This window comes from Pseudoalteromonas sp. KJ63-1, assembly GCF_055808145.1.
The window spans coordinates 184,437-198,608 of record NZ_JBVVRL010000002.1; the positions used below are offsets into that span (position 1 = coordinate 184,437).

At 37.9% G+C, this 14,172-nt stretch carries 8 protein-coding genes and 1 pseudogene; 5 read left to right on the plus strand and 4 right to left on the minus strand.

Translation table 11 applies throughout. The features are described 5' to 3' along the window. Positions 1-44: 44 nt before the first annotated feature. Positions 45-3,088: pseudogene (gene ydiJ / locus AC0L7Q_RS17320) on the minus strand (D-2-hydroxyglutarate dehydrogenase YdiJ). Between the two features lie 144 nt (positions 3,089-3,232). On the opposite strand from ydiJ, the gene AC0L7Q_RS17325 reads away from it, so the two are divergent. Further along, positions 3,233-3,445, plus strand: a complete 213-nt coding sequence (locus tag AC0L7Q_RS17325) for a PGPGW domain-containing protein (RefSeq protein WP_008108725.1) — start codon at positions 3,233-3,235, stop codon at positions 3,443-3,445. A gap of 52 nt (positions 3,446-3,497) precedes the next feature. Here the strand turns inward: AC0L7Q_RS17325 and ppsA are convergent, their stop codons facing one another. Beyond that, on the minus strand, positions 3,498-5,873 hold the full coding sequence (gene ppsA / locus AC0L7Q_RS17330) for a phosphoenolpyruvate synthase (RefSeq protein ID WP_008108727.1): 2,376 nt from the start codon (positions 5,871-5,873) through the stop codon (positions 3,498-3,500). 154 nt (positions 5,874-6,027) lie between these two features. On the opposite strand from ppsA, the gene ppsR reads away from it, so the two are divergent. Next, positions 6,028-6,837 carry a posphoenolpyruvate synthetase regulatory kinase/phosphorylase PpsR gene (gene ppsR / locus AC0L7Q_RS17335; protein WP_008108730.1) on the plus strand — a complete coding sequence of 270 codons (810 nt, stop codon included), beginning with the start codon at positions 6,028-6,030 and terminating at the stop codon, positions 6,835-6,837. 91 nt (positions 6,838-6,928) lie between these two features. Here ppsR and AC0L7Q_RS17340 read toward each other — a convergent pair whose 3' ends face one another. Continuing rightward, a complete protein-coding gene (locus AC0L7Q_RS17340; protein WP_413403574.1) occupies positions 6,929-8,278 on the minus strand; it encodes a class II 3-deoxy-7-phosphoheptulonate synthase in 1,350 nt (449 codons plus the stop codon). Positions 8,279-8,880: 602 nt separating this feature from the next. Between AC0L7Q_RS17340 and AC0L7Q_RS17345 the strand changes: the two genes are divergently transcribed. Further along, on the plus strand, positions 8,881-9,756 hold the full coding sequence (locus AC0L7Q_RS17345; RefSeq protein ID WP_413403332.1) for a DNA replication terminus site-binding protein: 876 nt from the start codon (positions 8,881-8,883) through the stop codon (positions 9,754-9,756). A gap of 61 nt (positions 9,757-9,817) precedes the next feature. Here AC0L7Q_RS17345 and AC0L7Q_RS17350 read toward each other — a convergent pair whose 3' ends face one another. After that, positions 9,818-11,032, minus strand: coding sequence for a hypothetical protein (locus AC0L7Q_RS17350; protein ID WP_013463357.1), 1,215 nt, complete (start codon positions 11,030-11,032; stop codon positions 9,818-9,820). 770 nt (positions 11,033-11,802) lie between these two features. Between AC0L7Q_RS17350 and AC0L7Q_RS17355 the strand changes: the two genes are divergently transcribed. Both AC0L7Q_RS17355 and AC0L7Q_RS17360 read left to right on the plus strand, forming a co-directional pair. Then, a complete protein-coding gene (locus tag AC0L7Q_RS17355) occupies positions 11,803-13,041 on the plus strand; it encodes an AAA family ATPase (RefSeq protein WP_413403334.1) in 1,239 nt (412 codons plus the stop codon). Between the two features lie 15 nt (positions 13,042-13,056). Then, the gene (locus AC0L7Q_RS17360) at positions 13,057-14,019 is read left to right on the plus strand and encodes a transcriptional regulator (RefSeq protein WP_010388796.1); all 963 of its coding nucleotides are present in this window, start codon (positions 13,057-13,059) and stop codon (positions 14,017-14,019) included. Positions 14,020-14,172: the final 153 nt, after the last annotated feature.

Genomic DNA, 14,172 nt, shown 5'->3' on the forward strand with positions numbered 1-14,172 from the left:
GATAAGTTGCGCCTTTATATTTTACAGCTTACTTAATTAAATTATTAACTAAGCACTTTTGCCAGTAACTCTATTGGATGCTTAGGCTTAAATTTTTCATAACGTTTTACTTGGCTACGACATGAAAAGCCAGTTGATAAAAGTTGTTCAGGTTTATTTTTATCAACGATAGGTTTCCAACTCATTTCATAAAGTGCTTTTGAGTTTGCTTGGTTTTGTGCTTCATGACCATAAGTGCCGGCCATACCACAACACCCAGTACTTGTGGTGTTTAATGTTAAACCAAGCTGATCAAAAATATTTTTCCACACACTTGCGGCTTTTGGTAATGCAGTCGTTTCGGTACAGTGACTTAATAAGGTAAATTCAGTATTTATTTGTTTAGCTTCTAAAGCACTGAACGATTGTGTTTCTAACCATTCATGCGCAAGTTGCACATTAAAATCGCCACGGTTATTTTCTAAAATTGTATTATATTCATCGCGATAACACATCACTAACGACGCATCTAAACCAACTAGCGGCGCATTAATATCATTAAGCTGATTTAAAAACTCTGCAGCATTTTTTGCCGTTAGCTTAAATTCATGCAAAAAACCTTTCACGTGCTGAGGTTTCCCATTGGGTTTAAAGGGTAACAGCATTGTTTTTTTCCAAGCTGAGTAATTAGTGTAATAAAACTCTCAACCAATTCTGCTTCGTAAAAGCTGGTGAATGGGTCTTGAACAATGAGTACATAATCATTTTGCTCATCGGCACTTAGTTTTTTAAGTAATTCTAAATTAAATTTTTGCGCTTTGTTTACACGTTTGTTGAGTGCAGGAATACTTAGCTGCGGGGTATCAACATAGCCTACGGTTTTTTTAATGAGACTACTAACTAATGATGTTTTTACAATTGGATTAATAACCCTAGCAAATTTTGCCATTAACGGTGCACTGTTTTCAATATTACCCACTAAGTAATCTTTGAGTGGGCGGGCATAATAACTGTGATAATAATTTAAAAAACGGGCACGGAAAGTTGGCACATCTACTTTTATTGGGCAAGCCGTAGTACACGCTTTACACGCTAAACATTCATCCATTGAGGCTTTTACTTCATGCGAAAAATCGTAAACGCCTTGTTTTTTCTCTCTGCTATGAACAAAACGCTCCCACCAAGTAATAACTTCACCTTTGTTAAGTTCTTTTTCTACCTCAAGTAAATTAACATCTTTTGACTCTTGAAGACGTAACCATTCACGCATTAGCCCTGCTCGACCTTTTGGCGAATTACGGCGATCACCAGTCACTTTGTACGATGGGCACATTGGCGAGCTTTCATCATAATTAAAACACAAGCCGTTACCATTACAGGTCAGTGCATTGTTGAAACTGGTCTTAACATCAATTGAAATTTGCTTGTCGAAGTAAGAACGCTTTTGCCCATCAACGCTAACTAGTAAGTCTTCACTTTCAAACGGGGTACATATTTTTCCGGGGTTGATTTTATTATTTGGATCAAACGCCGATTTTATTTTTCGTAATTGCGTAAATAAATGCTCACCAAAAAATTCAGGACCGTATTCACTTCTATAGCCTTTACCGTGCTCGCCCCACATCAAACCACCGTATTTTGCAGTGAGTTTTACTACTTCATCTGAAATAGTGCGCAGTAATTTTTCTTGTTCTGGGTCGCACATATCCAGTGCCGGCCTAACATGTAAAACGCCAGCATCAACATGACCAAACATACCGTACTGTAAATTATGGCTATCGAGTAGCGCTCTAAATTCAACAATATAATCGGCTAAATTTTCTGGCGGGACGGCGGTGTCTTCTGCAAACGCGAGAGGTTTTTGGCTGCCTTTTACATTGCCTAGTAAACCCACTGATTTTTTACGCATTGCATAAATTTTTAATATATCGCTTTTATCGCTGGTCAACTGATAGCCAATAACGCCATTAGTTTGATTAGCTACACACTCATCTAATAATTTACATAATGTGTCTACTTTGTCTTTTATGTCTTCTGGTGATACGGCATTAAACTCAACCATGTTGAGTCCTTGCATATCTTTATTTGGTACATCAGTTATTAAGTCCGATACTGAATGCCAAATAATATCTTCACGAGCAAGATTTAATACTTTGCTGTCAACAGTTTCAACTGAAGTTGCGCGGGCATCAACTAAAAATGGTGAATGGCGAAGCGCAGAATCAAAACTGTCGTATTTTATATTTATGAGGGTTTTAAATTCTGCGATAGGTGTTAGGTTTAATTTTGCTTCAGTAACTATGCCTAAAGAGCCTTCTGATCCTGTTATTAAGCGGCTCATATCAAAAGTTTGTAAGTCTTCACTTAGCACATGTTCTAGGTCATAACCGGTTAAAAATCTATTTAACCGTGGAAATTTGGCTAATATAGCGCCGCGTTCATTAAGTGATATGTCTAATACTGTTTTGTAGAGTTTGCCAATTAAGGATTCCTGATCGGCAATTATTTTTGCTTTTTCAATGTCTATTGGACTGGTAGACATTGCAGTGCCATCAACTAAATAGGTGGTTAGCCCTAAAACATGGTCGCTGGTTTTGCCATAAACTAAGGAGCCTTGCCCCGATGCATCAGTACTGATCATGCCGCCAATAGTGGCGCGGTTACTAGTAGATAAATCGGGTGAAAAGAAAAATCCATACGGTTTTAAAAAGTCGTTAAGTTGATCTTTTATCACACCGGTTTGAACTCGTACCCAACCTTCTTTAACGTTTATCTCGAGGATTTCACGCATATAACGTGATAAATCAACCACAATACCAGGCGTTAAAGATTGACCATTTGTTCCTGTGCCGCCACCGCGAGGACCAAAAGTTAACGATAAAAAAGGGTCTTGCGATGCTATTTGCAGAGCAACTTGAATGTCTTTTTCGCTTTTAGGAAAAATAACACCTTGCGGAAGCTGCTGGTAAATACTGTTATCAGTTGATGCTGTGAGTCTGGTTGCATAACTTGCGTCTGTATCTCCAGTAAATCCTTGATTTTTTATAGTATTTAAATAATTTGCGACGAGCTCGGTCGCGGCATCTTGTTGTGTAATAGTTGCTATCATGGCGGCGCTTATTAATGCATTTGTATAATTATATCATGGCGATGGCTAATAGAAATTGAAGATTTTACAGTTTGTAACACTCTTTTTATCGATATATGAGCAGCTGCAATTATAATCAAGTTAAACGCCTACTATGAGGTTTATATGAAAAAACTACTAATGCAGATCAGCGGCACACTGTTTATTTTACTCGGATTATTGTTTGCTGTGGTGCCAGGGCCATCGTTAATATTTTTTATTGCAGGCTTATTCTGCTTTTCTATGTATTACCCTAAAGCTCGAGGGTATTTAACATGGTGCCAAAAAGCACTGACTCGCTCGTGTGCCTATTTAGATAAAAAATTAGCAAAAAATTAATTTTTAGTCATAAAAAATGCCAGCAGTTGCTGGCATTTTTTAACGAGGTAACTTACTTAGCAAGTTTGTCTGCTAAGTATAACCATGTTTCTAGTACTGTATCTGGGTTTAGCGAAACAGAGTCAATGCCCTGCTCTACTAACCATGCTGCAAAGTCTTCATGATCTGAAGGACCTTGACCACAAATACCTACATATTTACCTTTCTCTTTGGCTGTTTTAATTGCCATAGAAAGTAGCTTTTTGATTGCAGGGTCACGCTCATCAAATAGGTGAGCAATTAAACCTGAATCGCGGTCAAGACCAAGCGTTAACTGAGTTAAATCGTTAGAACCGATAGAGAAACCATCAAAGTATTCTAAAAATTCTTCAGCCATTAATGCGTTTGACGGAAGCTCACACATCATGATTACTTTAAGACCATTTTCGCCACGTTTAAGGCCATGTTCTTCAAGTAATTCAATAACGCGTTTACCTTCTTCAAGGGTACGTACGAATGGGATCATGATTTCGATGTTGGTCATATCCATGCTGTTTCTTACGCGTTTTATTGCTTCACACTCAAGTGCAAAACAATCACGGAAGTCTTCAGAGATATAACGTGCAGCGCCACGGAAACCAATCATTGGGTTTTCTTCTTCTGGCTCGTATTGCTGGCCGCCCACTAAGTTAGCATATTCGTTTGATTTAAAATCAGACATACGAACAATTACGCGCTCTGGTGCAAACGCACAACCTAAGGTAGAAATACCTTCAACTAGTTTACCTATGTAGAATTCAACAGGTGATTCGTAACCGGCAATCATGTCTGTGATTTCTGCTTTTAATGCATCTGTTTGTGCATCAAAATTTAATAACGCTTTAGGGTGAACGCCAATCATACGGTTGATGATAAACTCAACGCGCGCAAGGCCTACACCTGAATGTGGTAAACGTGCAAAATCGAATGCGCGATCTGGGTTACCAACGTTCATCATTACTTTCATTGGAAGTTCAGGCATTTCGTCAACACGTGAAGTAAGTACTTCAAAGTCTAAAATACCTTCGTAGATGAAACCAGTATCGCCTTCGGCGCATGATACAGTAACTTCTTGACCAGCTTTAATTAAGTCTGTTGCATTACCACAACCAACAACGGCTGGAATACCTAACTCACGTGCAATGATTGCAGCATGACATGTACGACCACCACGATTTGTAACAATCGCAGCCGCGCGTTTCATAATAGGTTCCCAGTCTGGGTCTGTCATGTCGGTAACTAATATGTCACCTACTTGTACTTGGTCCATCTCTTTGATTGAGTCAAGTACACGTACAACACCACTACCAATTTTATGACCAATTGCACGGCCTTCAACAACAACATTGCTGCTGCCATTTAGTTGGAAGCGTTCCATTACGTTTGTGTCTTCGTTTGAGCGAACAGTTTCTGGACGCGCTTGAACTATATATAGTTTGCCATCGTTACCATCTTTTGCCCATTCGATGTCCATTGGACGACCGTAATGTTTTTCAATGATTACAGCTTGTTTGGCAAGATCTTGCACTTCTTCATCTGTAATCGAAAATTTGTTTGAAAGTGCTGAGTCTACGTCAACAATTTCTACTTGTTTGCCATGAGCTTTGTCTTGAGAGTAAATCATTTGAATGGCTTTAGAGCCAATGTTACGACGTACTACAGCTGGCTTGTTTTTAAGTAGCGTTGGTTTATGAACATAAAATTCATCAGGGTTAACCGCACCCTGTACAACCATTTCACCCAAACCATAGCTTGATGTGATAAACACTACATCTTCAAAGCCCGATTCAGTATCAATACTGAACATAACACCTGATGCTGATTTATCAGAGCGTACCATGCGTTGAATACCCGCTGATAACGCTACACCACGGTGATCGTAGCCTTGGTGAACACGATAAGAAATAGCGCGGTCGTTAAATAACGAAGCGAATACGTGTTTAATAGCAGTCATTACAGAATCAATACCAACAACGTTTAAGAACGTTTCTTGTTGGCCTGCAAACGAGGCGTCTGGCATATCTTCAGCAGTAGCTGATGAACGAACAGCAAATGAAACATCTGCAGAAGCGTCACCATGAAGTTGGCTATATGCATCGCGGATTGCTTTATCTAGACTAGGTTGGAATGGGGTATCGATAATCCACTGACGGATATCGGCGCCGACTTTGGCGAGTGTGTTTACATCATCAACATCAAGAGTATCTAAAATGTCGTGAATTTTTGCGTTGAGTCCTGATTGTTCTAAAAACTCGTTAAAAGCGTCTGAGGTAGTAGCAAAACCACCTGGGACTTGCACACCTGCGTTAGCTAAGTTTGAAATCATTTCACCAAGTGAGGCATTTTTACCACCAACTCGAGGAACATCTTGCATACCAAGCTCTTGATACCAGAGAACGTATTCTTGCACGGATCTTTCTCCAAAAAACAAATTGTAGTACTAACTGTGAGAGTTAAGAAAGAAAACCTTTTATAAAGGTCGCCCCCATTCTACACTGGCAAACGTCCTCACGTAAACCGTGATACACTTATTTTAAAATTAAATGTAATAAAAAAGAGGCTTTATGAGAACTGCGTTTTATATTTCAGATGGTACGGCAATCACATCTGAAGTGTTTGGTCATGCGACCTTGTCTTTATTTCCTGTCGAATTTAATCATAAAACAATTCCTTTTGTAGAAACCGAAGAAAAAGCGCATGAAATCAAAGCGCTTATTAACGCCACATCGTCTAAGCAAGGTGAGAAGCCTCTAGTGTTTTTTACTTTTGTGAATCATAAATTATCGGAAATTATTCGCTCTGCAGATGCTGTCTCGTATGACTTTTTAACAACCTATAGTGAAAAAATTGAAAGTGAATTAAACGTTGCCCCAGTACCTAAAGTACATAGAACCCATTCAATACACGAAAAAAGTTATGACTTTAGAATTGATGCAGTTAACTATGCTTTAATGAATGACGACGGCGGTAATATTAAAAACTTTGCTGAGGCTGATATTATTTTAGTTGGCGTTAGTCGAAGCGGTAAAACGCCAACAAGCCTCTATTTAGCCCTGCAATACGGTATTAAAGCGGCCAACTATCCGATCACAGAAGATGATTTAGAAAGCGAAGGGTTACCCAAGTGCTTAGTGCCTTATAAGCATAAACTGTTTGGTTTAACTATAGACCCTGAGAGACTGGCTGCGATTAGAGATAGACGAATGGCAAACTCAAAATATGCATCAATTAGACAGTGTCGTATTGAAGTGCGCGAAGTAGAAATGCTCTATAAAAAACATAAAATTGCTCATTTAAATTCTACCCACCATTCGGTTGAAGAGATCTCAGCAAAAATCATTTCTGATACAGGTCTTGAGCGTCGTAAGTACTAACAAACTAACATGTGATTTAAGCATGTAATCACACACAGCACACAAAAAAGCCGCTAAATAATAGCGGCTTTTAACATATTAAGAAGGCGTATTACTTGCGAGCATCTTTTAAAAGGTCTGCAACTAAAAAGCCAAGCTCTAATACTTGATCGGCATTTAAGCGAGGGTCACATTGAGTTTTGTAACGCTGCGCTAAGTCATCATCTGATAGTCCGTATGCACCACCGGTACATTCAGTAACATGTTGTCCGGTCATTTCTAAATGAACACCACCTGCGTATGAGCTTTCAGCTTTGTGAACAGCGAAGAACTGACTAATTTCGCGCATAATGTTATCAAAGCTGCGAGTTTTATAACCTGAGCTGGCTTTCTCTGTATTGCCATGCATTGGATCTGAGCTCCAAATTACCTTACGCCCTTCTTGCTGTACTTTGCGAACAAGCGCTGGTAGCTTCTCTGGTAATACATCTGCACCCATTCGTGTAATGAGCGTTAACCTGCCAGGAATGTTATCTGGGTTTAGTGCATCAATTAAACGGATAAGCTCATCTGGCTCCATACCTGGGCCAACTTTAACGCCTATTGGATTTTTAATGCCCTTAAAGAAGTCAATATGAGCATGGTCTAACTGACGTGTGCGCTCACCAATCCAAACAAAGTGCGCTGAACAATCGTACCAGTCACCTGATAAATGGTCTCTACGGGTTAATGCCTCTTCATAGCCTAGCAATAACGCTTCGTGTGATGTGTATAAATCTGTTTCTTTTAAGCTTGGCGCTATAGTTGAATTAATACCACATACTTCCATGAATTCTAAAGCGTCTTGAATTTTATCTGCCAGCTGTTGGTATTTTGCTTTTTGTGGATTAGCAGCAACAAAGCCCATGTTCCAACGGTTAACCTGATGTAAGTCAGCAAGCCCACCTTGTGCAAAAGCACGTAGTAGGTTGAGTGTTGCCGCACTGTGATGATACGCGGTCATTAAACGCTGAGGGTCTGGAATACGCGCTTCTTCAGTAAACTCAAAGTTATTTACTATATCACCACGGTAAGATGGTAACGAAACACCGTCTATTGTTTCTAAGTCGGCTGAGCGTGGCTTAGCGTATTGACCTGCCATACGTGCAATTTTTACAACTGGGCATTTACCGCCATAGGTTAGTACTACAGCCATTTGTAAAATGGTCTTAAATGTATCGCGAATATTTGCAGCGTTAAAGTCACTAAATGATTCTGCGCAGTCACCACCTTGAAGTAAAAATGCGCGGCCTTCACACACATCTTCAAGTTGTTTAAACAAACTTCTAGTCTCTTCTGCAAACACTAAAGGCGGTGCGCTTTTAAGCTGGCCTTCAACAGATTTTAATATGTCTTGATCTGGGTACTGTGGCTGCTGCAGTATTGGCAGTTCTCTCCAACTATTTGGGTTCCACGATTGCATGTTCATTCCTCATTCCTATTACCTGATGTATTGAAATTAACGTATGCAGAGGGCTTTGTTCAAGGACTAAATCGACTATTTACCAATTATTTAGTTATTAGTTAAATTTAAATAGGATTATTATCTATGATTTAACTATTTTATTGATAATAAATATATAAATAAAGAACACTAATGCATTAAAAAACAATAGGATAAATAGTAAGAGTGGTATTTATTAAGCTTTGCTTGCAGCCACTTAGCTAAGCTGTATAAGATAATGTTAACACAAGGAACACATCATACTTAAATCAACTATATGTATTCTTAACTTTACAGTAAAATTAAATATATCAGCCGTCAGTTATGTAGTTTCAAATATATATGCTAGCTGAGTAGTTCTGCTGGTTTATACCCACTCCTTCATACTGCGTTTATATATAACTATTAGTAAGTTAGAAAATATTACTATTAAAATGATCATACCAACAATTAAGAACACATCATACTTTATTTCACTTGATGTTAATCTTAACGATAGAGTAATATTTAAGAAACAACTACCAAAGCAAAAGGTTATTTGCGAAAATAGTTAAATAGTAAGATGTGTTCTTGGTGGTGTTATGGTTACAAAGGTACAAATTAGAAGTCAGTTTGATTTACTCAATGAGTTAACGCTTAGGCTGATTGAGGAGCTTAAAGAATATGGGTTTGCTAAAGCTGAATACTATCAACTGCCAGAAATAAGCAGTATAGATGAAAATATAATTCCCGAGTCGATTACAGTATCTAAAATTACAGGGGAACTGGCACATAAGGCTATTTTAAATTCTTTTTCTGATATGTATAAAAAGCCTGGTCTGAGTAGTCGCGTATTAAAGCGCCACCCTGGTTTATTAATTATACAAGACGCTAATAAACAAGCTATTATTGATCGGATTGCTCAAGTTAATAATGCAAAAGCGGCATTTAAAAATTGTATTTTGGCGATAGACAATAACGATGCTCGATTTGAAGCCGTACATAATGCTATGCCAAATTTAATTACGCTTGCCGCTTATCGTAAAATTCATAGCGAAAGCGAATCCCCTTTTTCAGTTCGTTTTACTTGGATGCATAAACACGCCACTAAAACACTCACAAAAAAGATGGCTCTTGAAATGCTCGAAAAGTCCGCTGGGTATAAAAACCCAAGAATGATTGATCAGCAAAAATGGCAATCATTGGTTGCTCAAGAACAAGTTCGTGTTGCCAGTCTAGGTGAAAAAGAAAAATTACGAATTAGGCGCCCTACCCGAGTTAGCCCACAAGTTAATGTTAGATACACGGCTCAAAATCGTTATCATGTTAGTGCGGCCTTACCTTTTATTCTTGTAAACCCACAACCCGATGTTAAGTATGGCCAACTGCCGAGTTACGAAAAACCGTTATCACATCCACGAAAACGTGAGTATGACTTTCTGGTAGACCGTTTATATTTAGAACAAGTAACAAAGTAATTATGTTAAAAAGGCCACTTACTGTGGCCTTTAATATAACTACTGGTAAAAATTAATATAATTATTTTTCTACAATTTCTTCCAGCTTATCTTCATCAATTAATACTGCATTTTCAACAATGCGTTTACCACCTTGTATCTCTATCCGTTTGTTATGTTTATTTAATGCCAGTATCTCATCACAAAACTGATCAGATGGGTGCATTTCATAAGTGTAATCTACAATATTACCTGTTTTATCATCTTTTACATTCGTAATGCTGTACTCAGATATTGCTCCTTTTTCTATTAAATCTTTCATCGTGGTAGTCATATCACGGCGCAGTGCTTTTAATTTATTTTCGGTAATATCATCAGTTGAATAGATAGAGCCATATTTTTCCATAATAGACAACAGTCTAAAATGGTATGTTTTTCCTGGGGCAGCATAGCGCCATAAATGATATAAACGTAGCATCATCCAACGCGATAATCCGCGCTTTAACTCTTGAGCACTATTAAAATAATAACCTTTATATTCAAGGTTATCGATCATGTTATGAACAAACGCATTTAAACACGCTACACATTTAACATTTCCGCCTTGGCCTTTTTTACCACTAAAGTGTAAAGACGATAAAAAGTTCATGTTCGACTCGTAGAACGAATCATCAATATCTGAGTTTTTAGTGTCAGTAGCAGAATATTTAAATGAAAGTTTTGAACCTTGCAATGCTTCAAGCGATTCTTTAATTTGCGGATAAGGCATAGATTGACCTACCGCTTTAAGTTCTTGTGCTAATTCGTTCATAGAAAACACAACGGCATATTGAATACCGGACTTAAAATTAATTTTTACTATTTTACCTTTTGAAGCAAGGCGAATAAGTGCACGCTCAACTTTTTCTTCTCTATCTGATGGCCAAACTAAGTATTCTACGTCTTCACCATCTTTACGAGTACTTACCACAGCCGGTGTTATTTTAATTTCACCATCGTATAAAATACCGTCTACTTTTTCAGATATCTTACGTGTAATAATGGTTTTTTTAGGGGCTTCTTCAAGTGGCAGCTTTTTATGTCCTGAGCGAACAAAGCGTCCCCACAGATCATAATGGTTAAATGTGTTAGAGTAAGCGCGTAACCCATGGGCTGCATTTTCTATCGAAATTCGCACATCTTTATTATCTGTAAATAGTGCTAAGCTTTCGTTATCAATTGCACTTTCCACCCCGTGAATTTGGCCCCTAAGTGTATCGGGCAAGTTATCTACCGAGATGTTGACCTTTCGGCTCATGGTTTTTATTTCCGTTTTTATTGTGACAGCTAATAACAACACATAAAGCCACAAAAGTTAAATGTTTAAGTTAGTATAAAAGTGATCTGACTTCAAATAAAATGCACAGATCAATATTTTACTAAGAAAAAGTTAAAACATGAGATTTCAGATCAGGTTTTTACTAACTAGGCTTTAATAAACCGAATTTTTACTAACTGAAGAATAAATTTGTCCATTGCAAAGTGTTTTTTTTAAATTTAGCACGACAAATGACAGTAAAAATGAGAGGCCTGTGGATAAGTTTAGTTCCAGTTAGCATAGATCTGATCTGTACTTACTACAGATCAGATCTATACTAATTAAACCGCTTATTATTCCTGATGGTGGGTGCATAACTTTATAATTTACTTAGTAAAAACATGATCTACAGCATCTATTTTGTGAGTAACTCAGTGCTTAACCTGTGCGTAACTAAGCTGCTAAATATTTGCTTAGTAAAAAGGTGATCTGCTAGTAGATAAGGATCTGATCTTAACCACGTACAATGCTGATCCAGTTTTTTTAACATTGTTTATATAAATCATAATGTTATATGTATATTTTAAGGCCTTAGCCTTTAATACCTTATATATTTAACCATACTTAAACTTCTTTATTTATACTAAGCAATATTAAAGGCGTAAAATTATTTTATATGTCATGTATTTAAAATGCATGTCGCCTTAAATAGTTGTTTACAGCTAATTGAATGGACATTATACTAAACGCCTAACTTTGAGGAATAAAGTATGTCTATCAATAATAATGCGCTAGATACCTACCGACTTTTGAAAGCAACCGCAGAAGTTGCTGAAAAATCACTAGAAGGACGTATTCAACATTACCGCGCCCATCTTAAATCTGAAGAAAAAGAATTAAGAACCTACACCCAAAAAGCCGCTGCTGATTTACTTGGTTGTAATAATCGTACCTTAAAAAGACGCCATGACAATGGTGATTTTGACGATTTAAACATAAAGCGCGGTGCAAACGGTCATTACGCTTATACGTTGGTTAATATTTTTGCCATGGCCGATATAATGGATATAAAACCCGATCATCGTGCACCAACAGACAAACTCCAAGTTATTGTTATTAATTCACTAAAAGGTGGTTGTGGTAAAACAACGAGCATGGTTAATATTGCTGCAGCACTTGCCACTACTAACATCAAGCGTTACCGAATTGGTATTATCGATTTAGATCCGCAGGGGTCATCATCTAGCTTTTTCCCATCTTCTGAGCCCGATCCAATTACTGTTGGTGATTTAATGCGTGACTGCATTGATCTTGAAGAAGGTGAAACCTGGCCTGAATTTGTTTCAAACTCTTTTTTACCAACTCATATTCCTAATATTCGTATTTTACCCTCAGGTATGGATGATTTTTATTTTGAACATGAAACTGCAACCTTGCTTAAAGACACCTCAAACTATGAGCAAACTCGCCATTACCATAAGCTGTTAGAGCGTGTTATCGAGCCAGTAAAAGATGAATTTGATATTTTACTAATTGATACAGCGCCTACCCTTAACTTTATGTTTTATAATGCATTAATGGCTTCTACAGCGATGCTTATACCAGTTCATCCTGAAGCGGTAGACTTTGATGCTAATAATAAATATTTAAAACGTTTAGGTGAGATTTATCATACCGTTGCAGCTCTTGGTCACGATGGTTGGGACTTTATGCAATTTTTGGTTACCAATTATGTAAAAGGTAATCACTCACAACGTGACATAGTTAAAGACGTAAGAAGCGCCTTTGGTCGCCAAGTCATGAGCTACCCTATTAATCACAGCTCAGCAATTACTGCGAGTTCATCCTCGTTTAATACTATTTTTGATCAAAAAGCGTCTGACAGTTTAGCGAGTAGAGAATCGTTAATGCGCGCACAAGAAAATATCAAAGATGTTGTTGACGAACTCGAAATGCTAATTCGTTCAAATTGGCAATCTACACAATCAAAATTAAATACGCCTAAGTAAGGATGTTGACTAAAAATGGCTAAAAAACGTAAAAATGACACCCGCTTAGATCCCTTTGCAACCGCTGTCGGCAGTAGCAGTTTAGACGCTCTTTTAGAGCAAGCTAATGCAGGCGATGTTATTCGTATGCCTGCGCCAAGCGATCCTAATCGCGAAATCACATTGGTTTGTAAAGTGATTGCTCATAACGAGATTGAAAAATCGACTCAGGTTTATGGTAAAAATCGCCGTGTACAAGCGCTTTTAAACGAAAAGTCGGTATCCGATATACTTCCTGCAATTAAAGAAGATGGACGTAATCAGCACCCCGCCCTGCTTTGGGATCAAGGGGATATGAGTCTTGTTCTTGCAGGCTCAAGACGTCGCAAAGCCTGTATTTTGGCTGGTGCAGATTATCTTGTTTTGAGTTCAAGTGATTTTAATGAGCAAGATGCCAAAGTGTTAGCAGTTTCTTCGGATCAATACATTGCTCCAAGTCTTTGGGAGTTAGGTCAAGCGTATCAGCAAACTCGAAACGAACTCATTCAACAAGGCAAAAAAGGATCGTACCGCGAGATTGCCGTTATTGAAGGGGTATCGCATACCGCCATTGCGGATGCTATTAAAGCGTATGAGCAAATATCTGCCGATGTTATAGCTCTTTACCCAACAGCTAATCATGTTGGTAGAGAAGTCGCTAAAAAGCTGATTAACGCAAAGGAGCGAGACGAGGTTGCATTTAACGAGTTAGTTGTAGCACTTGCAAGCAATGATGAAGTTAATGCCTTAGAAGCCGACGACAAGCGCGCTATGCTGATCACTAAACTATTAACCGCAGAGCCTAAAACAGCATTAAAGCGTGAGGCTGTGCTTGAAAACGACTTTATTAGTGTGCAACGTAACCTTAAAAGTGGTGACGTTTCAATAAAAATTAATAATAAAGTGATGACAGACAAGCGCTTAGAACAACTGACTAAACTATTAAGTGCTTTTAATTAGTTAGTAATATCGTGATCTGTAAAGGGGGTAGGTTAGTTAAATAGTGATCTAGCCCTCTTAATTAGTTAGTAAAAATCTGATCTTCCGTGGTGATAAAAAGCAAAAAAAGCCCGATAAACTACTAAGGATCGTATTTTTACTAACTAAACCTGC

Coding starts and splice junctions, on each gene's coding strand:
- AC0L7Q_RS17325 (WP_008108725.1), top strand. CDS start 3,233: ATGAAAAAACTACTAATGCAGATCAGCGGCACACTGTTTATTTTACTC.
- AC0L7Q_RS17355 (WP_413403334.1), top strand. CDS start 11,803: ATGTCTATCAATAATAATGCGCTAGATACCTACCGACTTTTGAAAGCA.
- AC0L7Q_RS17350 (WP_013463357.1), bottom strand. CDS start 11,032: ATGAGCCGAAAGGTCAACATCTCGGTAGATAACTTGCCCGATACACTT.
- ppsR (WP_008108730.1), top strand. CDS start 6,028: ATGAGAACTGCGTTTTATATTTCAGATGGTACGGCAATCACATCTGAA.
- AC0L7Q_RS17340 (WP_413403574.1), bottom strand. CDS start 8,278: ATGCAATCGTGGAACCCAAATAGTTGGAGAGAACTGCCAATACTGCAG.
- AC0L7Q_RS17360 (WP_010388796.1), top strand. CDS start 13,057: ATGGCTAAAAAACGTAAAAATGACACCCGCTTAGATCCCTTTGCAACC.
- AC0L7Q_RS17345 (WP_413403332.1), top strand. CDS start 8,881: ATGGTTACAAAGGTACAAATTAGAAGTCAGTTTGATTTACTCAATGAG.